The sequence below is a fragment of the Bradyrhizobium sp. USDA 4461 genome (assembly GCF_054055655.1).
In genome coordinates, this window is the sequence record NZ_JBSRXM010000001.1 from 5,709,608 (window position 1) to 5,735,100 (window position 25,493).

Annotated in this window: 22 protein-coding genes; 10 read left to right on the plus strand and 12 right to left on the minus strand. The window is 64.7% G+C overall.

The features are described 5' to 3' along the window. Positions 1-21: 21 nt before the first annotated feature. A complete protein-coding gene (fabA, locus tag ACVINW_RS26575) occupies positions 22-561 on the minus strand; it encodes a bifunctional 3-hydroxydecanoyl-ACP dehydratase/trans-2-decenoyl-ACP isomerase (RefSeq protein ID WP_456754034.1) in 540 nt (179 codons plus the stop codon). 24 nt (positions 562-585) lie between these two features. Further along, positions 586-1,215 (minus strand): TetR/AcrR family transcriptional regulator, encoded by a 630-nt coding sequence (locus tag ACVINW_RS26580; RefSeq protein ID WP_456754035.1) that lies wholly within the window; start codon positions 1,213-1,215, stop codon positions 586-588. A gap of 98 nt (positions 1,216-1,313) precedes the next feature. On the opposite strand from ACVINW_RS26580, the gene ACVINW_RS26585 reads away from it, so the two are divergent. Together ACVINW_RS26585 and ACVINW_RS26590 are read left to right on the plus strand one after the other, a co-directional pair. Then, positions 1,314-1,691, plus strand: coding sequence for a hypothetical protein (locus ACVINW_RS26585; RefSeq protein WP_456754036.1), 378 nt, complete (start codon positions 1,314-1,316; stop codon positions 1,689-1,691). 239 nt (positions 1,692-1,930) lie between these two features. Then, the gene (locus ACVINW_RS26590) at positions 1,931-2,314 is read left to right on the plus strand and encodes a hypothetical protein (protein ID WP_456754037.1); all 384 of its coding nucleotides are present in this window, start codon (positions 1,931-1,933) and stop codon (positions 2,312-2,314) included. Positions 2,315-2,487: 173 nt separating this feature from the next. Here the strand turns inward: ACVINW_RS26590 and ACVINW_RS26595 are convergent, their stop codons facing one another. The 5 genes from ACVINW_RS26595 to ACVINW_RS26615 all read right to left on the minus strand — a co-directional run bounded on the left by ACVINW_RS26595 (position 2,488) and on the right by ACVINW_RS26615 (position 7,570). After that, the gene (locus ACVINW_RS26595) at positions 2,488-3,102 is read right to left on the minus strand and encodes a transglutaminase-like cysteine peptidase (RefSeq protein WP_456754038.1); all 615 of its coding nucleotides are present in this window, start codon (positions 3,100-3,102) and stop codon (positions 2,488-2,490) included. Positions 3,103-3,435: 333 nt separating this feature from the next. Further along, a complete protein-coding gene (locus tag ACVINW_RS26600) occupies positions 3,436-4,053 on the minus strand; it encodes a PilZ domain-containing protein (RefSeq protein WP_028336124.1) in 618 nt (205 codons plus the stop codon). A gap of 143 nt (positions 4,054-4,196) precedes the next feature. Continuing rightward, complete coding sequence (locus tag ACVINW_RS26605) at positions 4,197-5,744, minus strand: FAD-dependent monooxygenase (protein ID WP_456754039.1); 1,548 nt, start codon at positions 5,742-5,744, stop codon at positions 4,197-4,199. A 275-nt stretch (positions 5,745-6,019) separates the two neighbouring features. Next, complete coding sequence (locus tag ACVINW_RS26610; protein ID WP_456754040.1) at positions 6,020-6,949, minus strand: acyl-CoA desaturase; 930 nt, start codon at positions 6,947-6,949, stop codon at positions 6,020-6,022. A 114-nt stretch (positions 6,950-7,063) separates the two neighbouring features. After that, positions 7,064-7,570 (minus strand): hypothetical protein, encoded by a 507-nt coding sequence (locus ACVINW_RS26615; RefSeq protein ID WP_456754041.1) that lies wholly within the window; start codon positions 7,568-7,570, stop codon positions 7,064-7,066. 228 nt (positions 7,571-7,798) lie between these two features. On the opposite strand from ACVINW_RS26615, the gene ACVINW_RS26620 reads away from it, so the two are divergent. The 4 genes from ACVINW_RS26620 to ACVINW_RS26635 all read left to right on the plus strand — a co-directional run bounded on the left by ACVINW_RS26620 (position 7,799) and on the right by ACVINW_RS26635 (position 13,235). Continuing rightward, positions 7,799-8,950 carry a zinc-binding dehydrogenase gene (locus ACVINW_RS26620; protein ID WP_456754042.1) on the plus strand — a complete coding sequence of 384 codons (1,152 nt, stop codon included), beginning with the start codon at positions 7,799-7,801 and terminating at the stop codon, positions 8,948-8,950. 122 nt (positions 8,951-9,072) lie between these two features. Then, positions 9,073-11,001 carry a patatin-like phospholipase family protein gene (locus ACVINW_RS26625; RefSeq protein ID WP_456754043.1) on the plus strand — a complete coding sequence of 643 codons (1,929 nt, stop codon included), beginning with the start codon at positions 9,073-9,075 and terminating at the stop codon, positions 10,999-11,001. A gap of 59 nt (positions 11,002-11,060) precedes the next feature. Further along, positions 11,061-12,200 carry an amidohydrolase/deacetylase family metallohydrolase gene (locus tag ACVINW_RS26630; RefSeq protein WP_456754044.1) on the plus strand — a complete coding sequence of 380 codons (1,140 nt, stop codon included), beginning with the start codon at positions 11,061-11,063 and terminating at the stop codon, positions 12,198-12,200. A gap of 180 nt (positions 12,201-12,380) precedes the next feature. Further along, entirely contained in the window at positions 12,381-13,235 is an 855-nt protein-coding gene (locus tag ACVINW_RS26635; RefSeq protein ID WP_456754045.1) for an SDR family NAD(P)-dependent oxidoreductase, read from the plus strand. A 266-nt stretch (positions 13,236-13,501) separates the two neighbouring features. Here ACVINW_RS26635 and ACVINW_RS26640 read toward each other — a convergent pair whose 3' ends face one another. From ACVINW_RS26640 to ACVINW_RS26655, 4 genes are all read right to left on the minus strand, one after another. Continuing rightward, on the minus strand, positions 13,502-14,086 hold the full coding sequence (locus tag ACVINW_RS26640; RefSeq protein WP_456754046.1) for a YybH family protein: 585 nt from the start codon (positions 14,084-14,086) through the stop codon (positions 13,502-13,504). Positions 14,087-14,578: 492 nt separating this feature from the next. Continuing rightward, positions 14,579-15,799: an ABC transporter substrate-binding protein gene (locus ACVINW_RS26645; protein WP_456754047.1), complete on the minus strand. Its 1,221-nt coding sequence runs from the start codon at positions 15,797-15,799 to the stop codon at positions 14,579-14,581. A 482-nt stretch (positions 15,800-16,281) separates the two neighbouring features. Continuing rightward, positions 16,282-17,892 (minus strand): ABC transporter substrate-binding protein, encoded by a 1,611-nt coding sequence (locus ACVINW_RS26650; RefSeq protein WP_456754048.1) that lies wholly within the window; start codon positions 17,890-17,892, stop codon positions 16,282-16,284. Between the two features lie 139 nt (positions 17,893-18,031). After that, a complete protein-coding gene (locus tag ACVINW_RS26655) occupies positions 18,032-19,447 on the minus strand; it encodes a hypothetical protein (RefSeq protein ID WP_456754049.1) in 1,416 nt (471 codons plus the stop codon). Positions 19,448-19,782: 335 nt separating this feature from the next. Here ACVINW_RS26655 and ACVINW_RS26660 point away from each other — a divergent pair, with 335 nt between their 5' ends. From ACVINW_RS26660 to coaA, 4 genes are all read left to right on the plus strand, one after another. After that, positions 19,783-20,643: an FAD binding domain-containing protein gene (locus ACVINW_RS26660; protein ID WP_456756508.1), complete on the plus strand. Its 861-nt coding sequence runs from the start codon at positions 19,783-19,785 to the stop codon at positions 20,641-20,643. A gap of 4 nt (positions 20,644-20,647) precedes the next feature. Beyond that, positions 20,648-21,130: a (2Fe-2S)-binding protein gene (locus tag ACVINW_RS26665; protein WP_456754050.1), complete on the plus strand. Its 483-nt coding sequence runs from the start codon at positions 20,648-20,650 to the stop codon at positions 21,128-21,130. Next, positions 21,127-23,385: a xanthine dehydrogenase family protein molybdopterin-binding subunit gene (locus ACVINW_RS26670; RefSeq protein WP_456754051.1), complete on the plus strand. Its 2,259-nt coding sequence runs from the start codon at positions 21,127-21,129 to the stop codon at positions 23,383-23,385. Before ACVINW_RS26665 ends, ACVINW_RS26670 begins: the two co-directional genes overlap by 4 nt. A gap of 122 nt (positions 23,386-23,507) precedes the next feature. After that, positions 23,508-24,440 (plus strand): type I pantothenate kinase, encoded by a 933-nt coding sequence (gene coaA / locus ACVINW_RS26675; protein ID WP_456754052.1) that lies wholly within the window; start codon positions 23,508-23,510, stop codon positions 24,438-24,440. 99 nt (positions 24,441-24,539) lie between these two features. Here coaA and ACVINW_RS26680 read toward each other — a convergent pair whose 3' ends face one another. Next, complete coding sequence (locus ACVINW_RS26680; protein WP_456754053.1) at positions 24,540-25,484, minus strand: ornithine cyclodeaminase family protein; 945 nt, start codon at positions 25,482-25,484, stop codon at positions 24,540-24,542. Positions 25,485-25,493: the final 9 nt, after the last annotated feature.

A 25,493-nucleotide genomic window follows, 5' to 3' on the forward strand; every position in this document is an offset into this window, starting at 1 on the left:
GACTGTCCGATATGCGCGCGGTCAGCGCGTCGGCGCGATCAGGCCGACCCTCATGTCCTTCGCCAGATAGGCGCAGGCGCCGTCGGCAAGCACACGGCCATCGGCGATGCCCAGCACCAGACGTCCGCGCCGGACCTGGCGCACGTCGACCTGATAGCGCACCAGCCTGACATCAGGCGTGATGTGCCCTCTGAACTTGACCTCGCCGACCCCAAGCGCCCGGCCTTTGCCCGGCGAGCCCGACCAGCCCAGCCAGAAGCCGATGATCTGCCACATGGCATCGAGCCCGAGACAGCCCGGCATCACGGGATCGCCGGCAAAGTGACAGGCGAAGAACCAGTGCTCGGGCGCAATGTCGAGCTCGCCGGCGACATGGCCCTTGCCGAAGGCGCCGCCGTCGCTGCTGATCTCGGTGATGCGATCCATCATCAGCATCGGTGGCGCCGGCAATTGCGCATTGCCGGGACCGAAATAGCCGCCCTCGCTCGAGCGCAGCAGATCCGGCTTGCCGTAGGACGATTGCGGCGTGTGAAAATCGTGCGGATTGAACAAGATGGCCATCGACCTTGGAGTTGTAGCTGAACGTTAGGGACGGCTGCGCCGCATGGCCTTTGAGTTCGCCGGCGGAGCCTCCGCAGGCAGGCGCAGCGCCGCGGCCATGAAGGTCCAGATGTCGTCGGTGAGGACGGCCGGATCGGGGCGACGTTCGTCGGTCAGCGCGCCGATCAATGCCTGTCGGATGCCACCGATCATCAACGCGATGGTGAGATGCGGGTCGATGTCGGTGGCGACGATCCCGTCGCGCTGTGCCGCCTCGAGCATCCGCGCCCCGGCTGCGAGTTGTCGGGCGGTGAATGCGGTCTCGACATCCAGCACCTCGGGTGCTCGGCTCAGCGGTCCGATCACGAGCGGAGCGAATGGATGCTCGTAGTGAAACGCGACATAGGCGCCGATCCGGGCCTTCTCTCTGGCCCCCCAGTCCGCCGTCGGCAGCCTGGCGCCGCCGAACGCTGCCTGATCGAGCTGCTCGTAGAACGTCTCGACGACCGCGGCGATCAGGCCGGCTTTCGATCCGAAGTGGTGATAGGCGAGCCCGACCGAGGCCCGCGCTCGCCTGGCGACGGCCTGCATCTCGAGATGCCCGAGCCCCTCGATCAGTTCGTCCTGGGCCGCGGCGAGCAGCCGGTCCCGCGTTCCAGCGGTGGCAACGGTCATGGTTCATCCAAGTCTGAATTGAATTCAATTCAAACGCTCGAATGCTAGGATGTCAAGCGAGATGGCGCGAACCGGGCGATTGGACGGATAGGCGGGCAATGGCGTTTGCGATCAAGGCCGAGATTTCTGATCCGCGGGCGAAAGCGTTCGCCTTCAATGCGCAGAAGACCATGTACGGCAAGCTCATCGCCGCCGGCGACATCGTGTTCCGGTTCGCGAGCGAGAATGAGAGCGGCAAGGACCTGATCGCGCGCGGGGTCATGACGTCGGCCGCACCGGTGGCGCGCAAGCCCGATATCGAAAGGCAAACGCCGCGCGTCAGCATCGCGCTGAGGCGCGTCGCGTTGGCGACGCGTCCATTGGGACGCGACGAGTTGAAGCCCTTCAAGGATTGGAACGAGCTCTATCGACAGGCCACCAACAAGATCGTTGGCATCACCGACGAGACGGCGGCATTTCTCGATCGCTTCTTTTGAAGCTGAGCTCGCGATTTCGCATCATCAACGTGAGAACAAGGCAGATCTGCTGTTAGTATTGGAATAGCTTCCTTCACGCCAGCGTCATTCGAAGGTTCTAATGGCGTCTGCGTGCTGCAATTGGGTTTGCAGTCCCGTCCGACCTGCGGTTAGGATGCAGGCCGTTTTGCTATTTTTTTCAAAAAGCTTTTGAAGCGCACCTTGCTAGGTTCGCGATAATTAAACTGGGGGATTCGACAGTGGCGGGCAAAATTCTGTTGCCATTTTTCATCGCGTACGTGCTGGGCTGCCTTTTCACGATTGGCGTGTTCTACCGCGACCGCGAGCACCCGATGGGCATCAAGCAAATCATATGCACGATCATCTGGCCGATCTGGTGGCCTGTCGCGGCCGGTTTCGGTCCGATGCTCGACGCCATCGATCAGACAATGACGGCGACAGATGGGCGAAAGAGCATTTCGTTTGCGCTGGGACTGTTCGCCGTCGGACACTCCCTGTCGACGGGCTGGACCGATTGCGGTGGAGTCGTTGCATGCACCGGAGTGGTCTTGAAGAGCGCTGCGATGTTCTTTCCACCGCTGAACTTCGGCTATGTCACCTGGCTCGTTTCGCAATTCGCATAGGGAACGGCGTTCGCCTGCGTGGCGCGCCGGATTAGCGCTGCGCAAATGCGTTGTCGTGCCCCGCAAAAAGTTGCGGCCAGGCTTTGGGGGAAGCCTGGCCGCGCGCGAACCGGTCTGGGACGGGGAGGGGTGGGGATGTGACCGGGTCGCGAACTCGGAATTCCCTGTTCTGCTCAGCGCGAGCTTGCGGTTGAAACTGCGGGGCGGTTGTCGCCGAGCGAGACCCATACATTCGGATCGCTCTGCGATTGCCGCTTGACGAAGCGGTAGCCGGTCTCGGTCCAGGCGACGATGCTCTCGTTCTGGTTATCGAGCACGAACTCGCCCTTGTCGGTCTTCACCGTGAGCACCGCGTGGCCTTCGCCCTTCTTGTCGCGGACCACCGTGATCAACAGCGCCTCGCGGGGCCAGCCGGCGTCCATCAGCATCTTGCGCTTCAGGAGCACGTAGTCCTCGCAGTCGCCGTAGCCGTCAGTCGGCAACGACCATTTCTCGATCACGCCCCAATGATCCATGTCGGTCATCGGCTTGATGGATTCGTTGACCCACTTGTTGACCCGCACGAGGTCGCGCCAGGCGGTCTGCGACAACACGACGTCGCGTGGTTGCGTCTTGCCGCCGCGGCACTCGGTCGGATTGTCGGCGCAGAATTCGACCCAGCCGATCGGCGAACGCGCGACGTCCCCCAGGCTGGCATAAACCACGTCGCCGGCCTTGGCCGACACGCACGTCGCAAACAGGATGGCGGCAACCGCCAAACCTTTCCCCTGTCCCCTGAACCCAAACATCGTGGCCCCCGTTCTTCTTGTTGGGTCCACGTTTCGCACAAAGTTTTTTCGCCGCCGCTAAATGTGCAAAGTAGATTTGACGCGAATACTGGTAAAAGCTGCGGCGAATTCGAACTGTACTTGAATCGAATTCGCGTAAAATTTGAAACAACTGCAATTTATTCAAGTTTTACGTATTAACCCGGCAAGCCCTGCGCCGGCGCGGTCCGTTGCGTCAAACATGCCGGCCGTTAACCGCCGATTTCACCGGGCCAAACGGATCGAAGGCGGCCACCGGTGTACCGGAGGCCGCCTTCGCGGGCTGAAAGCAGGGGTCTTGAGCGGTTTTTCGCTTTACCTTGCGGTAACGCTCTCTTCGAGGGTTTCCGCGGACTGCTCGTGGACGAACTCGAGCGCGAAGCCTTCCTCGAGATTTCGCACCACGCGCGCCTGCACCCGGCCGAGCATGACCAGCGATTTCAGCGGCGGGCGGTTCTCGGCGGCGATCGCAGCACCGGACAAGGAAAGGTCGATGATGCGGCAGGTCATCCGCGTGCCGTCTTCCTGGGTGAGCAGGGCGATCGGGTTGCGCGGCACGATACGGTCGTGGCGGCGATCCTCGGGCAAATTGAGGATGTCGCGGTTGGCGAGCCAGGTCAGCTGGGCGGCGAGCTTGTCACGCTTGCGTGCAGTGGCGCCGATCGTCATCGCAAAGCCGTTGTCGATGATGCGGGTGATGCGGCCCTCGACGCGGCCGATATGATCGAGATACGCGATCACGCGGTCGCCGACATTGCCGATGCCGGGGGCCAGCAGCGCGAGGCCGCCCGGGGACATGTTGATAATCTGGCAGGGAAACTCGCGCCGGTCGGGCAGCATGTAGCGGCCGAGCAGGTGCACCTTGACGCGTTGAAAGCGCCGCCGCTCCTCGGCTACGGGGACGACGGTAGTTTTCTTCTGTGCAAACGACATCACACCAAACCTGGCCACCGTCCATTCGGAGCCCCGACGACCGTAAGGCTGATAGGGTTAACAGGGCGTTACGGTTGAGGCGGGGAACCCGTACACGGTGCAAGTGAAGCAAGCGAAGTTCACATGCACCGCATCCAGGGGCGTTAGGCACATTCGCATGCAGCCTCGGGTTCTCCGAACCATCGCGCAGCGGCTTGCGCAATCTCCTCCAGATCCGGCTCGATGTCTGTGGCCCAAGCCACAAAGCCGTCGGGGCGCACCAGCACCGCGCGCAAGCCCAGCCGATCCCTGGCATCGCTCGCGACATAGCTGATCCGCCCACGCCAGCGATCGGCGAGCGCTTGCAGGGGAGCACGCGGGTCGAAGTCCAGCAGCAGGCCGCGTCCATCTCGAAGCAACTCGCCGAGCCTCGTCCCGCCGGCGAGCTCGAAGTCGGGTGCGCTGCGGCCTGTCAACGGATGACGGCCGCCGAGATCGTAGCGCAGCGAAACGCCCCACACGCGCTCGGCAAAATATGTGGCGCCGTCCGATGTCGCGATCAGATCGCGCATGATGGCTTCGAGCGCGCGCGAACTGCGGCTCGGCCGCATCAGCGCGACCTGGGCGCGCGACCAGTCGAGAATTTGCGCGCCGACCGGATGCCGCTCACGCCAATAGCTGTCGAGCAAATCCGCCGGCGCGTCGCCACGGATCGTGGCGGCGAGCTTCCAGCCGAGGTTCATCGCGTCGCCGAGCCCGAGGTTGAGCCCCTGACCGCCGAGGGGCGAATGAATGTGCGCGGCGTCGCCGGCGAGCAGCACGCGCCCTCTGCGGTAGGCCGTCGCCTGGCAGGCGCGATCCGTCCAGGTGGTGGCGAGCTGCAGCGCCGTCAAGGTCACGTCGGTGCCGGAGACGCGGCGCAGCACCGTCTGCACATGCTCCCGCGTGATCGGCTGGGTGCGGTGGAAGACGCCACCGTCGAAATCGACCATCGCGATCGTGCCGGGCTGCGCATACGTGTACATGCCCGATGGCGTGTAATGGCGGCCGACGCGAAGCTTGTCCGGATCTGATATCTCGACCTCGACCGAATAGCCGGTGAACTCGGGATCGGTGCCGGCGAACTCGAGGCCGGCAGTCTTGCGCACCGTGCTGCGGCCGCCGTCGCAACCGACCAGCCAGCGTCCGTGGAACGTCTCGCCACCGGCGTGAACGATCACGCCATCATCAGATTGTTCAAACGTCTCGACGCCGAGGCCGCGTCTGATCTCAACTCCCATCGCGATCGCGCGCGCGGCCAGTGTGGATTCGAGCGACTCGATGTCGACCGCCATGCTGGTGCCGGCCGGACCGGGCAGGCGAAACGGCCATTTCGAGCTGTCGATGTCATCGTGGTAGAACTGGATGCCGGCGAAATGGCCCGCCGGGCGGCGCGGCTGTTGCTCCCAATGCGCGGCGCCGGGTGTGCCGTTCGCACGCCGCTGCGGCGCGATGTCCTCCAGCATCCCGCGACGATCGAGCGCTTCGATGGTGGGTGCCGAAAGGCCACGCATGCCGAACGGCAGCCGCTTCAGCGGCGACCGCGGGTCGGCGGCCTGCTCCAGCACCAGCACCGACAGCCCCGCGAGCCGCAACTCGCAGGCAAGCAGCAGGCCGACGGGGCCGGCACCGGCGATCACGACATGATCGGGGAGGGGGTGGTGATTCTGCATGAACTGCTCCTGCGTCGTTGTTCGGCCGGAGCGGTTCGTCGGGTTGAGAACCACACGGACGAACAATGGGCGCCTGGACAGCGCCCGGTGTTCGTCGTGGGGACCTCTCGCATTGCGCAGGAGACCAGAGCTTTCGCTTCCGACACGATTTCGGTGCGAAAGGACTTGGGCTTACCAAACCAAGTCTGCCTTTTCCGACGCTGCTGCTATAGCGACGAGGCGCCTGGTCTGCAATGGCGATCTGGCGTGCGGATGACGGAAACAATGCGCAGCTGCTATGTCGCAGCGACCGCAACCGGATCGCCGTCGATGCGGCGTGAACCCGGGCGCGGCGCAAGGTTGTCCGGGGTCTTGATGTTGCGCGCGAGGCCCGCGGCCTCGAACGCCTTGATCAGCCACCAGCCAAGATCGATCTGGCCCGGCAGCAGCCCGAGCTTCGCCGAGCCCGGATAGGCATGGTGATTGTTGTGCCAGCTCTCGCCCATGCTGATCAGCCCGGCGATACCGATATTGTAGCCCTGGGCTGCGACGCCGTCGATGATCCAGGTCTGTCCGCCCCTGCGATGCGAATAGTGACCGATCAGCCAGTGACCGGTGACGCAGACCGCGACCCGCACGCAGATTCCCCACACCAGCCAGCTCCACGAGCCGATCGCAAAAAACAACATCGCCCAGGGCAATTGCTGCCACATCCAGGTTCGCTCGACGAACGCATAGAAGCGGTCGTCGGCGAGCCGCGGTTCGAGCCGGAAGGCCGGCGGGTGTTTCAGCGCGAGCGTGCAGTGCATTTGCCACCAGGCATCGCGCCAGAAGCCGGCAGCGTGGCGGGAATAGGCGTGGCATGCCGCCTGGCGCTGAGCCCAGTCGCGGTGATCGTGCAGCCGCACCATGCCGTAGGGGCCGGCCATCCCGACCAGCGTGCCGAGATAGACGCAGAGCCGCTCGAGCCACAGCGGACAGTCGAAGCTCGCATGAATCAGGCGCCGGTGCATGCCGACCGAATGCCCGAAGCACAGCGTGATCGCGCTGGTCACGATGAACAGTGCGAATGCGCTCCACGAGAACAGCGGTGGACCGAAGATGATCGCGACCGTGGTCATGCTGCCGAGCCACAGCGACTTCGCCGGCGCCCATTGGACGCGCCCGTCCACCGGGTCGGTGCCGTCGTCCGCGAAGATTCGTTCCGACCCGGGTTGCAGTTTCATTCCATTGCCTGACGTTGCACCGCAGGTTGGAATGGAGCCGCCGTTGCTGTCAATCCGCCACGCACGTCCGCCATGTCGCAGCCAAAAGCGACATCGTGAAAGAGCGCGGCGGCGTTATTTGGCTTCGGCGTCCACCGCTGGCTCGACGGTCACCGCTTTCAGGACCTTCCGTTTCGCCGCGCGGATCTCGAGCTGCAGGGGCGGCTGGTAGGACCCGCTCGGCGGCTCGAACATGAAGCCATGGTGCCCATCGCCCTTGTTGAGCTTGAGAAGATCATTGCGGAACCGATCGGCGACGACTTCGGCGACGAGCTCGCCGTTGACGTAGATGTCGATCGGGACCCGCTTGTCGGGATGCTGGTTGTACAGCGCCCAGCCGGCGATCCTCGTTTCATTGAAGACGTCGACATGGCCGCTGATCTCGCCATACAGGCTCTCGATGCCGGCTTCGATCACCTCGAGGTCGCTGCGGTAGATCGATCGCGTCAAGTCGAAGCTGAAATGCGCCGTATCGACGCATTGGTCGAGCAGGCTCTGCCGATGCTCTTTCATGCGTTGCAGCGTGTCGAGCTCTCCCAGCTTGACGTACATGCCAACGATGCCTTCGATACCAGGATTCATGATGTCGGTCCCCGCAATGCTACAAGCCTATCCGCCTCGGGCTGCGTTCACAATCGATGCTTCCTTGCGATGCTTCCGCGCGGAAAAATACTCCCGTCAGGATCTGACGCATCGCGCACGCCTTCATGACAGGCCTTCATGACATCCCGATATGACATCCTGATCGTCCTGACCTAAGGTCGGTGCGGCCGAGCCCGGCCCAACGACAAGGACAGGGAGGACGAACCGATGGAGCAGATCCGCGTCTGCACGCATGAAGGACCTGGAGCCAAGCCTGTAATCCGGACCGTGCCATGGCCGCATATCGGCAAAAAGGCGGCCTTGATCAAGGTCGGTGCCTGCGGCGTCTGTGGAACCGATCTGCACATTTTGAAGGGACATTGGCCGAAGCCGCTGCCCTGGCCGTTCACGCTCGGCCATGAGCTCGGCGGCGTGATCGTCGAATGCGGGCCGGAATTCACCGAGGACTTCATGAGCAAACCGCTCAAGGTCGGATCCAAAGTGATGATCCCGCCGCTGATGCCGTGCGGCCGCTGCTATTACTGCATCCACTATCCCGCGAGCGCCAACAAGTGCCTGACGCCGGTGTATTACGGCCGCTATCTCGGCTTCGACAAACCGCCGCACATGTGGGGCGGCTGGGCCGAATATGTCTATGTCGATCTCGACATGCTGCCGGGCACCAAGATCTACAAACTGCCCGACGACATGTCGCTGCGGCTCGGCGCGCTCTCCGAGCCCCTGACCTCCTGCATCCGCGCCTTCAACCGCGCCACCCGCGCCGGCGGTTTCTCCTGGGGCGACACGGTGGTGATCCAGGGCTCCGGGCCGATCGGCATCCTCGCGGTTGCCGCGGCCCAGGAGATGGGGGCAGGGCGCGTGATCTGCGTCGGCGCGCCGGAGACGCCGCGCCTCGTGCTCGCCCGAAAATTCGGTGCCGAGGCGACCGTCGATATCGAGCGGCACGACACAGCGGAGCAGCGCATCAAGGCGGTGCGCGACATCGTCGGCGGCTTCGGCGCCGATCTCGTGATGGACTGCTCGGGCCATCCGACGGCTGGTCCCGAGGGCATCGAGATGCTGCGCGACGGCGGCACCTATGTCGAGATGGGCCAGTTCACCGATGCCGGCTCGATCAACACGTCGTGGCACCGCATCTGCACCAAGGACCTCAACGTGCTCGGCTCCTGGGGCTTTACCGGCAACGATCTGCCGCTCGGCGTCGAGATGCTCTACCGCACGCGCAACAAATATCCCTGGCTCGACATGCAGACGATCTATCCGTTCACCGAGGACGGCGTCGCGCAGGCGGTCGCGGACGCGATGGCGATGAAGACGGTGAAGTCGACCATCGTGCCATGGCCGGAGCTGGTCGAGTGAGGCCAGCACGTGGGAGTGCCGCATTTCCTGTTGCAGTGCTCCCAAGGGAATAGCGGCCGGGTGCTGCCGATCCTGCTCTGATATCACTCGCCGGGAAGACTACCCGGCGCTAACATCTGATCATGCAATCGAACCGCGTGCCGCCGAGCGCAACGTTTGCGCGGGGAAACCTGTCCGAGGATTTCGCGCTGTTCCGAACGCTCAGCGCGGAGCAGCGGCGGGTCGCCTTTGGCGCCATGACCCGGCGCGACCTCGTGCGCGGCGAGCTGCTGGTCGAGCAGGGCGGCGCGTCCGACGCATTGTTCCTGGTGCTGCACGGCGCGCTCGCGGTGTACCGAACCGATCATTCTGAGCCGATTGCCGAGCTTCGCGCCGGCGAGCTGGTCGGCGAGATCGGCTTCTTCGCCAACATCCCGCGCACCGCCAATGTGATCGCGATCCGCGACAGCAGCGTGCTGGTGTTGACGCGCGCAGCCTATGCGCGGCTTGTCCAGGAAACGCCCGGGATCGTCGAGGCGTTGCTTGCCGCGCTGGCCCAGCGGTTTGCCGTCCAGACCGCGCGCCTTTTGCCGCTTCGGGCGTCGCCGAAGGCGCGCACCGTCGCGCTGATTGCGGGCGGACGCGAGCCGGTGCCTGCCGGCTTCGAGCAGCGCCTGCGCCGTAGCCTTGCCGCTGCGGGGGCCGAGATCGTCGATCTCGCGCGCGTCCAGGCGATGTTTCCCGGCCGCGCGCTGGACGCTTCCGAGGTGGCCGACTGGCTCAACCGGATCGAGTATGACGCGCCGCTGGTGGCTTATTTCGGCGGCGCCGACGCATCGGAATGGGCAAGAAAGACCATTCGCCAGGCCGACCTCGTGGTATTGGCCTGCCGGGGCGATGCGCCTGCGCCCGACCTGACCGAGATCGAAAGCGTCGCCTGCGCCGTGCATCCGGCGTCGGCGCGCCGCCTGGTTCGTGTTCATGATGTCAGGCATCACGAGGTCGGCGGCACCGCGGCGTGGCTGGCAAGGCTGCCTTGCTACATGCACCACCATGTCGCGCTCGAGGACCAGATCGATATCGACAGCCTGGTGCGCTTCCTGTGCGGTCGCGCCGTCGGGTTCGTCGCCGGCGGCGGCGGCAGCCTCGGCACCGCGCATGTCGGAATCTACAAGGCGTTTCGCGAGCGCGGCGCGATGTTCGATATCTTTGTCGGGACCAGCGTCGGCTCGGCGATGGCGGCGGGTTTTGCCAAGAATTACGACGCCGAGCATCTCGAGCGCGGCACACACGAGATCTTCGTCTCCAGCCGCAGCTTCCGTCGTCCGACCTGGCCGCGCTACGCGCTGCTGGACCACAAGGCGTTCGATGCGGCGCTGGCCGAGCAGTATGGCCAGCATTGCCGGATCGAGGATTGCTGGCGGCCATTCGCGGCGGTGGCGACCAATCTGTCGACCCACAGTCTCGAATTGATCCGCACCGGGCTGCTCTGGCAGGCGGTGCGGGCATCGAGCGCGATCCCCGGCCTGCTGCCGCCGTTCTACACCAGGGACGGTTCGATGCTGGTGGACGGCTGCCTCGTCGACAACGTTCCGCTGGCGCAGATGCACCAGCTGAAGAGCGGCCCGAACCTGGTGGTGCATTTCGGCGAGCCGGCGACCGAGATGTTCGAGGTCGACTATGCCGCGCTGCCGGGGCGGCTTGAGCTGCTCGCCTCGCTGCTAACGCCATTCCGGCGGAAATCGCTTCCGGCAGCTCCAAGTGCCGTCAACGTGCTGTGGCGCAGCCTCGTCGCGCATCAGCGCTACGATACGTTGCCGACCACGCCGCTCGACATGGTGATGCGCCCGCCGACGCCCGACGGCATCGACGTGACCGATTTCGATCGCCACCAGGAAATCTTCGAATCCTCCTACCGCTGGGCGCAGCAGAGCATTGCTGCCTCGGAGGCCGCGCATCACCCGGCCATTGCGGCCATCGTCGCGTCGGCCACGGGGACGGAGTTGACCGCAGACGCGAGCGCGGGTCACGCGACAGCGGCGGCGGTTTCGCAACAGGCCCGCGTCGGCTGAACGGCTTGCAGACGGCGGCGAAGTCGACCATCGTGCCGGACGGAAATCCGGAGAACACGATGCCTTTCAATTTGATTCTGCGCGGCGGACGGGTGATCGACCCGTCGCAAAAGCTCGATGCGGTGACCGACGTCGCCTTCGCCGGCGGCAAGGTCGCCGCGGTCGGCCGCGAGCTGAAGGCCGATCCCGCGACCGAGGTCCGCGACGTGTCGGGGCTGATCGTCTCGCCGGGGATCATCGACCTGCACACCCATGTCTATTGGGGCGGCACCTCGCTCGGCATCGACGCCGAGGAATTCTGCCGCAATTCCGGCGTCACCACCTCGGTCGACACCGGCAGCGCCGGTCCCGGCAATTTCGCCGGCTTCCGCAAGCATGTGATCGAGCCGAGCCAGGTCCGCATCCTGGCCTATCTGCACGTTTCGCATGCCGGCATCTTCGGCTTCTCGGACCGCGTGATGGTCGGGGAGAGCGAAGAGCTGCGGCTGATGAACCCGGTCGACGCCGCGCGCGTCGCCGACGAGAACCGCGACCTGATCGTCGGCATCAAGGTCCGGGTCGGGCTGCACGCGTCCGGCACGTCCGGGCTGGTGCCGTTCGAGATCGCGCTCGAGGTCGCGGAGCAGGTCGGCATGCCCCTGATGGCGCATATCGACCATCCGCCGCCGAGCTATGAGGAGGTGCTGGCGCGGCTGCGCCAGGGCGACGTGCTGACCCATGCCTTCCGCCCGTTCCCCAACACGCCGGCGACCGCGCAGGGCACGGTGAAAAGGAGCGTGCTGGAGGCGCGCGAGCGCGGCGTGCTGTTCGACATCGGCCACGGCAAGGGCTCGTTCGCGTTCAAGACCGCGCGCGCGATGCTCGCCAACGGCTTCTATCCGGACACCATCTCCTCCGACATCCACCAGCTCTGCATCAACGGCCCGGCCTTCGACCAGGTGACGACGATGTCGAAATTCCTCTGCATGGGGATGTCGCTACCCGACGTGATCGCGGCATCCACCGTCAATGCCGCGACGGCGCTGCGGCGGCCGGAGCTCGGCAGCCTCAAGCCGGGCAGCGTCGGCGACGCCACGCTGCTCTCGATCAGGGAAGGCCAGTTCGACTATGTCGACGTGGTCGGCGAACATCTCACGGGCGACCGCAAGATCGCTTCCGAAGGCGTCGTGATCGGCGGCCGCTGGTGGCATCCGAGGTAGGGTGCGCGCTCAAAGCATCGGCCTTGCCCTCAAAAGGTGACGTCGAAGCTAGTCTTGATCAATGTTGGTTCAGGGCCAAGAGCGGACGTCCCGCACGCTTCCCAATCGCTTGAAAGTGCGGTCATATGGAGTTCGGTGACGAGGCGCCTTGCGCCGACGGTGTCCGCTTGCACGGGGAGAATGCGCGTGAAGGAATTGGCTGGAAAGACCGCGTTCGTGACCGGTGCAGCGTCGGGCATTGGATTGGGGATCGCGACCGCTCTCGCCCAGGCGGGGGCGAAAGTCATGCTTTGCGATATTGAGGACGCGGCGTTGTCCGCGGCGCTCGAGCAACTGAGGCGCACCAATGCCGATGTCGACGGCGTGAAAGCGGACGTCTCACTCAAGGCCGAACTCGTGGCGGCTGCCGAAGCCACGACGGCCCGCTACGGCAAGGTGCATATCCTCGTCAACAACGCGGGCGTCGGCGGCGGTGGGCCTTATGGCACCTGGACCGACGCGTCCTGGAATTGGACTCTGGGCGTCAACCTGATGGCGACCATTTGGGGGATCGAGATTTTCGGGCCGTTGATCGAACGGCACGGCGAGGGTGGACAGATCGTCAATACGGCCTCGCTCGCTGGCCTGATTTCAGGGGGAAGCACGGCCTACAACGTTTCGAAGTATGGCGTCGTCGCGCTGTCCGAGGGACTGCGACCCGAACTCGCGCCCCGCGGGATCGGCGTATCGGTGCTGTGTCCCGGGTTCATCCGCACGCAAATCGTGAACTCAGGGCGCAACCTCCCCAAGCGCTTCGAGGGGGCGGTCCGTCCCTTGCCGACGTCGGGCCCAATTGCCGAGCAGATCAATCTGCTCCGGCAACGCATCTCAGAGGGCATCGATCCCATGTATGTCGGTGAACTCGTCCGCGAAGGCATCGAAAACGACTGGCCCTACATCTTCACCGACCTCGAATTCGAGCCGGTGGTCGACATGCGCTTCGCCGCGATCAAGCAAGGCTTTGACCATATCCGCGGGCGTAACCCGAAGCATTGAGCAATGCAGATCTCAATCAGGGAAGGCGAGTTCGATTATGGACGTGGTCGGCGAACACCTGACCGGCGGCCGTAAGGTCGCATCCGAAGGCGTCGTGATCGACGGCCGCTGGTGGCACCCGGGGTAGGGCGCGTGCTCATAGCGCGCGCGGTCCGCTTTGCCCTCAAAAGGCGAGGTCGAAATTGGTCCGAATGAACGCTTCCACGGGCCAGAAGCGATCATTGAGCGATTTCTGGCCCGATTGGCGCGAACGATTTCAAGACGCGTCAGCGGGCTTTCGCCGCTGCAGATCGAACTGCGTTTTGATAGTCGCCGAGAAGTTTGGGATCTTCGATTGATCCGTGATGATGCATCTGTCGCCAGCGCCCATCGATCAGTTGAAAGATGCGACTCGTGCGAATATTTAGATTTTTTTCGACATCACCGTCACGATAGGTACCGCGCTCACGCCCAACAGCCCAGAATACATCGCCCGCGCGGTGTATGGTGTAGTCCCAAAATACAACGTGAACGTCCGCCGGACTCCTGAAGACTCCTTCATACATCACGTGCGGCTGATCTGCTCCCCGCCGAATGCCTCCGAGAGGATTATCGATCGCAACCTCATCGGAATGAGCAAAGTTATCGTCAATCATCTTCAGATCACGAGTATTGAAGCCGCGGTAGAACTGAGCCAATGCCTGTTCGGGCTGGCTCAGGTCTCCAAGATCTTCGTTACCCGTAATGGGTTCTTGTATCGGTTTCGTCTGAGCTTCGGCGGCGGCTACGGATATCGAAATCCCTCCTAGATTAGCTGCCAAACCGAATAGTGCCAAAGCGTGCAGGCCTCTGCCGAATAGCTTGGCCGACATGGCTCTCTCCTGTTCCAGAATAGCGTTGCCTCTGTATCGACTTCCGGACTGCGGCGCACAGGCGAATGTGTGGATGGCCTATTAGTGCGATAGGTTCGCCTTGGCTTGCTGCGGCGTGATAGCGACTGTCAGCGTGCACTCGCGCCGCCGAGAATGGTAATGAATCACGCCATCTGTGCGGGGCCCATCATGGCAGCCGCCGCAGGTCATAGCCAAAGTCTAGCACTTTTCGACCGGCTTGCTCGGAAAAAGGCCTGATGCGTGGTGCCTTAGTAGGCTCAAAAGCCATCGATGACGACCGATCCTGGTAACTGCCACTTCCCTCAGAGGCAGACCTCGAGTCCCAATTATCGCGTAAATCATTCGCGTGCGAATGATGGGCAATTGCAACAGCGCCGTCGCGCGAAACGAGGCGCGGAGTCGTGCGAAAGGACACGCGTCAAGGCGGCGAGCCGGTGCGTTGGCTCTGCTTCAATCGAAGCCCATGCTGCTCTAATCGGCGACGATTGGCCCGAACGGCTCCCATCGTTCGCCGCTGAAGCGCATCATGCGGAACTCCTTGATCACACGATAGTCGGCGCGGCTGGTGTTGATGGCAAGTCCGGGCAGCAGCAGGTCGAGCGTGACGTTGTGCAGGCTGGCGGCCTGGCGCATGACGTTGTCGCGCGAGACGTCGTCGCCGCATTGTTGCAGCACGCGCACCAGCAACTCGGCGGCGCTATAGCCGTAGGTTGTGAAGATGCTCTTTCGGTCGCCCTCCGGATAGTACGACGCCATGAAGGCGGTCCATTTCTTCATACCTGCGTCGTCGGCCCAGCTCGGGTCGGCGGCCTCCTTGAACGAGCTCGCCGAGATCAACCCCTTGGCGTTCTCAAGTCCCGCGGGCGCCAGCACCGCGTCGATCGAGGACGAGCCGACGCCCAGCATGTGTATCGGCTTCCAGCCGAGCTCCGCCGCCTTGCGGATCGCCTGGGCGGCGAACTTCGGCGCCGCCATGTCGATCAGCACGTTGACGCCGGCTGCCTTGAGCCGCACCACCTGCGAGTCGATGGTCGGGTCCGTCATTTCGTAAGGCGCTTCGGACGCAACCATCAGCGCGGCCTTTGCGCCGAGTCCGTCCTTCAAGCCGGCGAGATAGTCCTTGCCGCTTTCGTCATTCTGGTAGAGCAGGCCGATTCTGGCGTCCGGATAATTGTCGAGGATGAACCGCGCGTAGACGCGAATTTCGGTCCGCAGGTTTGGCGCGAATCCCATGGTCCATGGAAAGTCGGCGGCGTCTTCGAAACGCGTCGAGCGACCGCCCACGAACAGCTGCGGGATGCGACGGTCGTTGAGATATTTCTGAACGGCGACGTTGGAGGCGGTGCCGGGCGTCTGGAAGGTGAACAGCACCTCGTCGCCTTCGACAAGCTTGCGGGTCTGTTCGACGGCCTTCGGTGGGGTGCCGGCATCGTCATAGGAGATCAGCTTGATCTTGCGCCCGTTGATGCCACCGTGGTCGTTGATCATCCGGAAATAGGCGGCCTGGAGCTTGCCGATGACCGAGACTGACGACGCCGGCCCGCTATAGGGCATGGTCTGACCGATCCTGATCTCGGTGTCGCTGGCGCCGGGATCGTATTTGCGGCCTTCGGCGAACAGCTCGGTCGCGGCGAACAGACCGAGGCTGATGATCGCTACGCCGATTGTCGGTTTGCACCAGCCCTTGCGCATCGCGCGGCTCCGCGGTCGGCGGTCATGGGGACGAGTCATCAAGGGCACCGGGTTGTGGCAGGCGGGGTCCGACCGTCGACCAGGCGCCGCGCCGGCCGTTGGTTGCCTGCTGCCGCGCAGGCATTCCCTTGTGATCGAATCTGCGTGCTTCCATGCCGGTTCTCGCGACCGCCGGTTCAGCGAGCAGAATCCATAGCATTCACGCCGCACACGGTCTCGCAATGTCGTCGGGCGTTTTGCCCGACGTGGCGTAGGCATATTCCTGACTGATGAGCGAGCCACGTTCCTGTCCGGCGGGGGTTCTTCGCCTGGGAGGTCGCGCTCCTTGTGGAGCGCGATTTCGGAATATTGGAAATGTACCCCTGAGTTGCCCGACGTGTCAAGCTGCCCTGTCGTGCTGCTTTGTCGAACTTCGGCAGCCGCCGGCTCCTTTGCATGGGGTTGTTTTCGACATTTTTGATTTTGGCTGTGCGCGGCTGCGGCTATTCGGTCTTGTCGATGTTCCAGAACACCGGCGGCACAGGGCCTTCCAGCACGCCGGTGAGCGATTTGCGCCAGGCGCTCGCGGCGCGGAACTGGCCGAGCGGGATATAGATCACCTGTTCATAGGCTTGCTTCTGAATCTCGACTGCGAGCTTCTTCTGCTCCTCGGGCGACGTCGCGCGGGCGTAGGCGTCGCGCAACTGCTCGAGCCTGGCGTCCTCGGGCCAGCCGAACCAGGCGCGCTTGCCGTTGGCGGCGATCAAATTGTTGCCGACCGGATTCATCACCTCGGTGGCGCCGGTGAAGGTGAAGAACATGTTCCAGCCGCCGTCCTTGGGCGGCTTCTGGCTGGCGCGACGGCTCACCAGGGTCTGCCAGTCCATCACCTGCGCGTCGACGTTGAAGCCGGCCTCGCGCAGCTTCTGTGCCGTCACGGTCGGCGGCCCCTTCAGCGTCTGGTTGTCGCCGGGGATCATGATCACGACCGGCGTGCCGTCATACCCCGAGGCCGCCAGCGCCTTCTTCGCTTCCGCCATGCCGTTGCCCTTGATCAGCGTCTCCGCACCGGCGTCGCTGGCTAGCGGTGTGTTGCAGGCGAAATAGGCGCCGCAGATCTCGTAGAATTTCGGGTTGCCGATGGTGGCGTCGAGCACGTCCTTCTGGTTCAGCGCCAGGAACGCGGCACGGCGGATCTTGGGGTTGTCGAACGGCGGATGTAGGAAATTCATCCGGCCTTCGATCTGGAAGCCGAACTTGTTCAGTACGCCGACGGACAGATCGGAGTTGGCCTCGAGGATCGGCAGCAGGTCGACCGACGGCTGTTCCAGGAAATCGACGTCGCCGGATTGCAGCGCGTTGATCGCGGTCTGCGCGTCGGGCATCGTCACCCATTCGACGCGATCGACCTTCGCGATCTTGCCGCCCGACAGCCAATCCGGCTTCTCCTTGCGCGGCAGATAGTCGGCGTTGCGCTCATACACTGCCTTGACGCCGGGCTGGAATTCGGCCGTCACGAATTTGAACGGGCCGGAGCCGACCTGCTCGGCGATCTGCTTGCCGGGCGGCGTCTCCGCCAACCGTTTCGGCATCATGAAGGCGACATAGGAGGACGGCTTTGCCAGCGTCTCCAGCACCAGGCCGTAGGGCTCCCTGAGCTTGAGCACGATCGTCTTCGCCCCGCTGGTCTCGAGCGATGCGGTGAATTCAGCCAGCTTCTGCGCCCCGCCGTCGACCGTGCCCCAGCGCTTCAGCGAAGCAACGCAGTCCTCGGAGGTGACCGGCGCGCCGTCGTGCCATTTCAGGCCGTCGCGCAGCGTGAAGGTGTAGCTGAGCTTGTCGTCCGAGACGGTCCAGTCCGCCATCTGCGGCCTGACCTTGAAGGCTGAATCGATGCCGAGCAGCGTGTCGTAGACCATGTAGCCATGGTCGCGGGTGATGTAGGCGGTGGTGAAACCGGGATCGATGATGCGCAGGTCCGAATGCATCACGGCCGTGATTGTCTTGCCCTTGGCCGCGGCGAGGGCGCGCGACGAAAGCATCGCCGGGGCTGCGATCACAGGCGGCACGCTGGCCGCGAGCTTGAGGAGCGTTCTGCGCGAAACATCGACCATTCGCCGTCTCCCGATTTGTCGTTGCGCCGGCACACGCATGCCACAGCGACCGGCATGCTTCACCAATCCGCTGGCTAAAGCAAGCAAGGGCCGGGCCATCACAAACCGATCCGGCTGCGACATTGCGCTGCGTAAGCGTTTACTGCTTGAGGGCGTAGCCGAGCAGGCGTTCGTTCTCGCCGAGCTTCTCGCAATCCGCCGCGTTCGAGGCGAAGTGCGATTGTTCCCGCGCGCTGTAGCATTGGTACAGCGGAAGCGTTTCGGGGCGCGCTTGCGCATAGACCCAGCCGGCGGTGCGCAGCCGGTGATAGGCGCGGGATTCGCAAAAGCCTTTCTCCGCCAGCAGATGATCGGGATGGCCAGGGCGCTCACTGACGCAATCTTCCAACTCCGTCGTCGGCGCGTCGGCATGGGCTGTCGTCATCAGATAGCCGGATCGCGCTTCGAGCCGGTACGCGCTACCGTTGCCGGGAACGGGTCCCGTGGTGGACCAGCGGTCGTGCAGCCCTGAATTGTACCAGCGCGCGAGCTGCACGCCGACCTGCGCGCCGGACGGCGTGTCGCTGCGCGTCACTTCGATCGGCCTGAACACCAGATAGTGGTCCGCATGCCCGCCGCCCGGCGGCGACCAGGCGTGCACCAGCATCCATGTGTTGGAGAGCTGGTTGCCGCCATTGGTGGCGTCGAGCAGCACGGGGTAGGTGACGAGTTCCGACGGCGCCGGGCGCTGCCAGACGCCGGGATCAAGGGCCAGCAGCGGCTCCGGCATCGCCTTGAGCGTCACGTGATCACGGGTCAGGAACAGGCCGAGGCCGCCCGGGACCCAGCCGGTCAATATGAGCTCGTCGCTCGTCGTCCAACGCGCGACGCTGACGCCTGAGCCTGCCATCAGCCGCGTAGCCTCGCCGCCGAGCCCGGGCTGGTCCCAGCGGCCATCGAAAAATTTGCTCCATTTGCCCGGCGCGGGATCCGTCACCGGCGCCCGCGCGACGATCAGCCCGGCATCGCGCGGCCGGAAGCAGTAGGCGTAGAAGAAGCCGTCATGCGCATCGACCGCGGTGCAGTCGCCTTCGCCGGTGTTCTTGCCCGGTGTCGGACGGTCGGTGCCGGTGATGATCTGGCCGAGGCTCTTCCAGGTCAGCCCGTCGTCGGCCGAGGTCGCCAGCGCCATCGACTTGTGGGTCTGGCCCGCCGGATAATTGCACGCAGTTTCGTCATGGATGAAGCCGAGCACGCTCGTGCCGCGGCGCTCCGCATGGTTCAGCCATTGCCCGCAGGAATCGACACTGCCGGGTGGACCCGGCCGCAACACCACGCGGGCGGGGCCTGCCATGGCCGACGGCCGGGCGCCATCGATCGCGCGGGTCTCGCCATGGGCGTCGAAGCCGCGAAAGCGGCCGTTCGGCAGCGCGATCTCGTTGAACCGGTTGTCGGCGATATCGGCCGCGGGGCCGCGGACGATGGTGGGGGTGCCGACCCGGATGCGGATGCAGGTGACGCAGACGTCATTGCTCGCCGCTGCGGCGCCTGAACGTTCCGCTGCCGCCCAAACCATCAGCATGGCGGCGAGGGCGATGACCCACGGCCGGCACTGGCCGCGGACGGATGAGCGACACTGCATGTCGCATGATGGCGCGCGCAGATGAGGGATTTGTGCCGCGCGCAACACTATCGCGTGATCGCACAGTGCGCGGCCGCGGCGCGCCGCTTCGACGCCGCGCAAGCGCGCATCCTGCATAGGAGCCTGCGCTTCCTGCCACACCTCGCAGGCTGTTCGGACCCCGATCCGCCGTGTAGGCTCACTATCCTGCCGGCCAGCAATAAGGCCACATCCCGGAAATTCAGGGGAACAAGCAGTCGAGGGAGACCGGAAGAACAGCCATGACCGATATCCGATACGTAGCACCGCGCACGCTTGATGAAGCGATTGGCGCATTTGCTGCCGCCGGAAGTGCCGCCCGCATTATGGCAGGGGGCACCGATTTGTTGGTGCAAATGCGCTCCGGCCTGGTGCGGCCGGGATTGATCGTCGACATCAAGAAGATCGGCGAGATGACCGAGATCACCGAGACCGCCGATGGCGGTTTTCGCGTCGGCGCCGCCGTTTCCGGCATGGCGCTCGCCGAGCACGCGCGCTTCGGCAAGGTGTGGCCCGGCGTGCTCGAGGCCGTGAACCTGATCGGCTCCAAGCAGGTGCAGGGCCGGGCCTCCGCCGGCGGCAATCTCTGCAACGGCTCGCCCGCCGGCGACAGCGTGCCGGCGATGATCGCAGCTGGTGCGGTCGTCACCGTGCAGGGGCCGAACGGCCGCCGTGAGATGAAGGTCGAGGACGTGCCGGCCGGACCGGGACGGACCAATCTGAAGCACGGCGAGATTCTCATCAGCTTCACCTTGCCACCGCGGCCCAAAGGCTCGGGCGACGCTTATCTGCGGATGATCCCACGCACCGAGATGGACATCGCCGTGGTCGGTATCGGCGTCAGCCTGACCCTGAAGGATGGTGTCTGCACCGCGGCCCGCGTCGGTCTCGGCGCGGTGGCGCCGACCGCGCTTTTGGTCGCGTCGGCCGCGCAAGCGCTCGTCGGCTCGAAGCTCGACGATGCCGCACTCGAAGCAGCCAGCTCTGCATGTCGCGCCGCCTGCCGTCCGATCGACGACAAGCGCGGCACCATCGCCTACCGGACCAAAACCGCCGGCGTGCTGCTCAAGCGCACCGCTGCGATCGCCGCCCAGCGCGCGGGAGGACACTAGCACCATGCCGAAACTGCACGTCACCACCTCCGTCAACGGCGAGCCGGTCGAATTCCTGTGCGAGCCGTATGAGACCATGCTCGACGCCCTGCGCGGGCAATTGGGGCTCACCGGCTCCAAGGAGGGCTGCGCGTCCGGCGATTGCGGCGCCTGCTCGATCACCCTCGACGGCCGGCTGGTCTGCTCCTGCCTGATGCTGGCGGCCGAAGCCGAGGGCCACGAGATCCGGACGATCGAGGGCATGGCCAAGGGCGACAGGCTGCATCCCTTGCAGCAGAAATTCCTCGAGCACGCCGCACTCCAGTGCGGCATCTGCACCTCGGGCATGCTGGTCGCCTCCGAGGCGCTGCTCGCCAAGAACTCCAATCCGACCGAAGAGGAAGTCCGCTTCTGGCTCGCCGGCAATCTGTGCCGGTGCACTGGTTACGACAAGATCGTCCGCGCGGTGATGGAGACCGCGGCTGAAATGCGGGAGGCACGCGCATGAACGTCGTCAACAACAAATGGATCGGCCAGCGCACCATCCGGCCCGATGGCGTCGACAAGGTTACCGGGCGCGCGGCGTTTGCCGCCGACACCACCATGCCCGGCATGATCTGGGGCAAGGTGCTGCGCAGCCCGCATCCGCATGCCCGCATCAAGTCGATCAACACCGCCAGGGCCGAGGCGCTGCCCGGCGTCAAGGCGGTGGTCACCGCGCGTGACATCGTCGATTTCCCGATCGAGAAGGGCGCCCTGATGCTCGGCATTCAGGATATGCGCTGGATGTGCCGCAACGTGATGGCGCGCGACAAGGCGCTATTCCCCGGCCATCCCGTTGCCGCCGTCGCCGCGACCACCGAGGCGATCGCCGCCGAAGCCTGCAAGCTGATCGAGGTCGACTACGAGGTGCTGCCCTGGGCGATCGAGATAGACAACGCGCTGAAGGCTGATGCGCCGATCCTGCACGAGTTCAACAAGTTCGACGGCAAGCCGTCGAACATCATGGGCCGTATCGAGTCCAAGAAGGGCGACATCGCGCAAGGCTTCAAGGAAGCCGATGTCGTGATCGAGCGCTCCTTCACGACGCGCCCGGTGCACCAGGGCTATATCGAGCCGCATGCCTGCCTGATCTCGGTTGCGGCCGACGGCAAGACCACGATCTGGTCGTCGAGCCAGGGCCAGTTCATGGTGCGCGCGATGACCTCGATGCTGACCGGCATCCCGCAGAGCGACATTCGTGCCATTCCCGCCGAGATCGGCGGCGGCTTTGGCGGCAAGACCATCGTCTATCTCGAGCCGCTCGCGACCTTGCTTGCCAAGAAATCCGGCCGCCCGGTCAAGATGGTGATGACCCGCGAGGAGGTGATGCGCGCGACGGGACCGACCTCGGGCTCCAAAAGCACGGTGAAGATCGGCGCCAGAAAGGACGGCATCATCGTCGCCGCCCACGGCAGCTTCTATCTACAGGCCGGGGCCTTCCCGGGCTCGCCGATCCGCGGCGCGGTCGGGTGCAGCTTCGCTCCTTATGACATTCCGCATGTGCTGTCGGAAGGTTTTGACGTCTGCTCCAACCGCTCCAAGGTCGCGGCCTATCGCGCGCCCGGCGCGCCGATCGGCGCCTATGCGGTGGAATGCGTGCTCGACGAACTCGCGGAAGCGCTCAAGATGGATCCGCTGGCGCTGCGTTTGAAGAACGCGGCCAAGGAAGGCACCAAGGCGGCGCACGGCCCGGTGTTCCCGCGCATCGGCTATATCGAGACGCTGCAAGCCGCACAGAACCATCCGCATTATGCGGCGCCGCTCGGCCAGTATCAGGGCAGGGGCGTCGCTAGCGGCTTCTGGTTCAATGCCGGCGGTGAATCCTCAGCCCAAGTCAACATCACCGAGGACGGCAATGTCGTCGTCACGACGGGGCACCCCGACATCGGCGGCTCGCGCGCCGGCATCGCCAACATCTGCGCCGAATTGCTCGGCATCGACTACAAGCGCGTCTCCGTGATCATCGGCGATACGCAAACGGTCGGCTTCTCCAACCTGACCGGCGGCAGCCGCGTGCTGTTCGCCTCCTCGATGGTGGTGACGCAGGCGGCCGACAAGGTGATCGCGACCTTGCGCGAGCGCGCCGCCAAGATCTGGGAGATCGATCCGGAAGCCGTGAAGTGGGAGAACGGCGCCGCGCATCCGGTCAGCCCGAATGCCGGCCAGTTCGAGCCGCTGACGCTCGCCGACCTCGCCGAGAAGGCGCCGTCGCAGGGCGGCCCGATCGGCGCCAGCGTGCAGCTCAACACCCAAGGTGCGGAAGGCGGCTTCGGTACGCATATCTGCGACGTCGAGGTCGATGTCGAGCTCGGAATCGTGCGCGTGATCCGCTACACCGCCGTGCAGGATGTCGGCCGGGCCGTGCATCCGAGCTATGTCGAGGGGCAACTGCAGGGCGGCGTCGCGCAGGGCATCGGCTGGGCGCTGAACGAGGAGTACATCTACAACAAGGACGGCAAGGTCGATAATCCCGGCTTCCTCGACTATCGCATGCCTGTCTGCTCCGACCTGCCGATGCTCGACTGCGCCTTGGTCGAAGTGCCGAACCCGAAGCATCCGCAGGGCGTCAAGGGCGTCGGCGAGGTGCCGCTGGTGCCGGTCATGGCCGCGGTCGCCAACGCCGTCCACAACGCGCTCGGCAAGCGCTTCTACAGCCTGCCGATGTCGCCGCCGAAGGTGTCGGCGGTGCTGGACGCGCCGACGCAGCAGGCCGCGGAATAAGAGTAGGGCGGATTAGGCGAAAGCCGTAATCCGCCGTCTATCCGCGCATTGTGTTGCGGCGGGTTACGCTTCGCTAACCCGCCCTACGGTTCTGAGCATCAGGCTCACCGCGACGGATGAGGATGACCCAGCCCGACGAGCTGTCCGCCTACATGATCTTCAGCCGCAACGATTGGGCGGCGTTACGCGACAGCACATCGCTGACGCTGTCGGACGCCGATCTCGCGGCGCTTCGCGGTCTGAATGGGCCGATCACATCAGCCGAAGTCAGCGACGTGTATCTGCCGCTGATGCGCCTGCTGAACCTGCATTTCTCGGCGGCGCGCAATCTGATGCAGGTCAAGGCGGAATTCCTCGGCCGGCCGGCCCGCCGTTCTCCCTACATCGTCGCGTTGGCCGGCAGCGTCGGTGTCGGCAAGAGCACCTTTGCGCGCGTGCTGTGCGCGCTGCTGGCTGGCTGGGCAGATCACCCGCGGGTCGAGCTGGTGACGACCGACGGATTCCTGCACGCCAACCGCGTCCTCGAGGAGCGCGGCCTGATGCGGCGCAAGGGTTTTCCGGACAGCTACGATCTGCCGCGGATGCTGCGCTTCCTCGCGGCCGCCAAGGCGGGCGAAGGGGAGCTCGAGCTGCCGGTGTACTCGCATCTGATCGGCGATATCCTGCCATCGGAACGTCAGGTCGTCCGGCAGCCGGATATCCTGGTGTTCGAGGGCCTCAACGTGCTCTTGGCGCGCGGCACGGCGCCGGTGGTGGTCTCGGATTTCTTCGACTTCTCGATCTATCTCGATGCCGATGAGGCCGACATCCAGTCCTGGTATGTCGAGCGCTTTCTCAAGCTGCAGCCGACCGCGTTCCGGAATCCGGCGTCCTATTTCCACCACTACAGGGACCTGCCGCCCAGCGACGCGCGCGAGGTTGCCGAGCGGCTGTGGCGCGAGCATCATCGCGCCAATCTCAGGGAGAACATTCTCCCGACGCGGACGCGGGCCGACGTCGTGCTGCGCAAGCGCGCCGACCATTCGATCGGCGAGGTCTGGTTGCGGGAGACCTAGTAGGTAGGGCGGATTAGCCGAAGGCGAAATCCGCCGTCTTTCCGCGGATCGAGCCGCGGCGGGTTACGGTTTCGCCTAACCCGCCCTACGTCTCCGTCGTTATTTCAACTCCTTCCCCAATTGCGCGAACACCGTCTCGCAGGTCATTAGATCCAGATGCCCGCCGCCGGCGTTCTTGAAGAAGGTGATGTCGCTATCCGACTGCCGGCCGGCGACCTTGCCGCTGGCGAGATCGTAGTGATCGCCGAGCACGTCGCTTTCCTTGATCGCGCCGCTGGCGATCGGGGCCAGGATGTCGCCGACGCCGTCGAAGGCGGATTCGCGGCGGTCGACGAAGATACGCGAACGCCGGGCCGCCTCGTCGTCGGACTCGCGGGTCTCGGGGGTGAAGCCGCCGACCAGGTCGAGATGGGTGCCGGGCCGCAAATTGGCGCCCTTGACCAGCGGCTCGCGCGAGCGGGTGCAGGTGGTGATGATGTCGGCCTCGGGCGTTGCGGCATCGAGATCGGTGACGGCTTCGGCGGCGATGCCGTCGCCCTCAAGCAGCGTGGCGAGTTCTTGCGCGCGCTCCACCGTCCGGTTCCAGACCCGCACCCGCTTCAACTGCGGCCGCACCGTGCGGTGGCCGCGCACCAGCCAGCGCGCCATTTCGCCGGCGCCGACCACCAGCAGCGTCTCGGCATCCGGCCGGGCCAAATGCTTGGCGCCGAGCGCGGAGTCCGCGGCGGTCTTCCAATGGGTGATCTCGGCGGCATCCATCACCGCGAGCGGCTGGCCATTGTTGCCGTCGAACAGCACGCAGACCGCCTGCACGGCCGGCAGCTTGCCGTCGGCGAGGTTGCCCGGGAAGCTGGTGTAGAGCTTGGTCATCATGAAGCGTCCGGCATCGACGGCGCTGCGCGTCACCAGCTGCTGGCCCCTGTCGTCGCCGAGATAGCCGTCGCGCACCGCGATCTTGGGCCGGCGGTGCGCGGCCTCGATCGCCGCGATCAGGATCGGAAAGCTCAGGACGCGGTTGACCTCGCTGTCGTCGACAAAATGCACTTGTCTCTC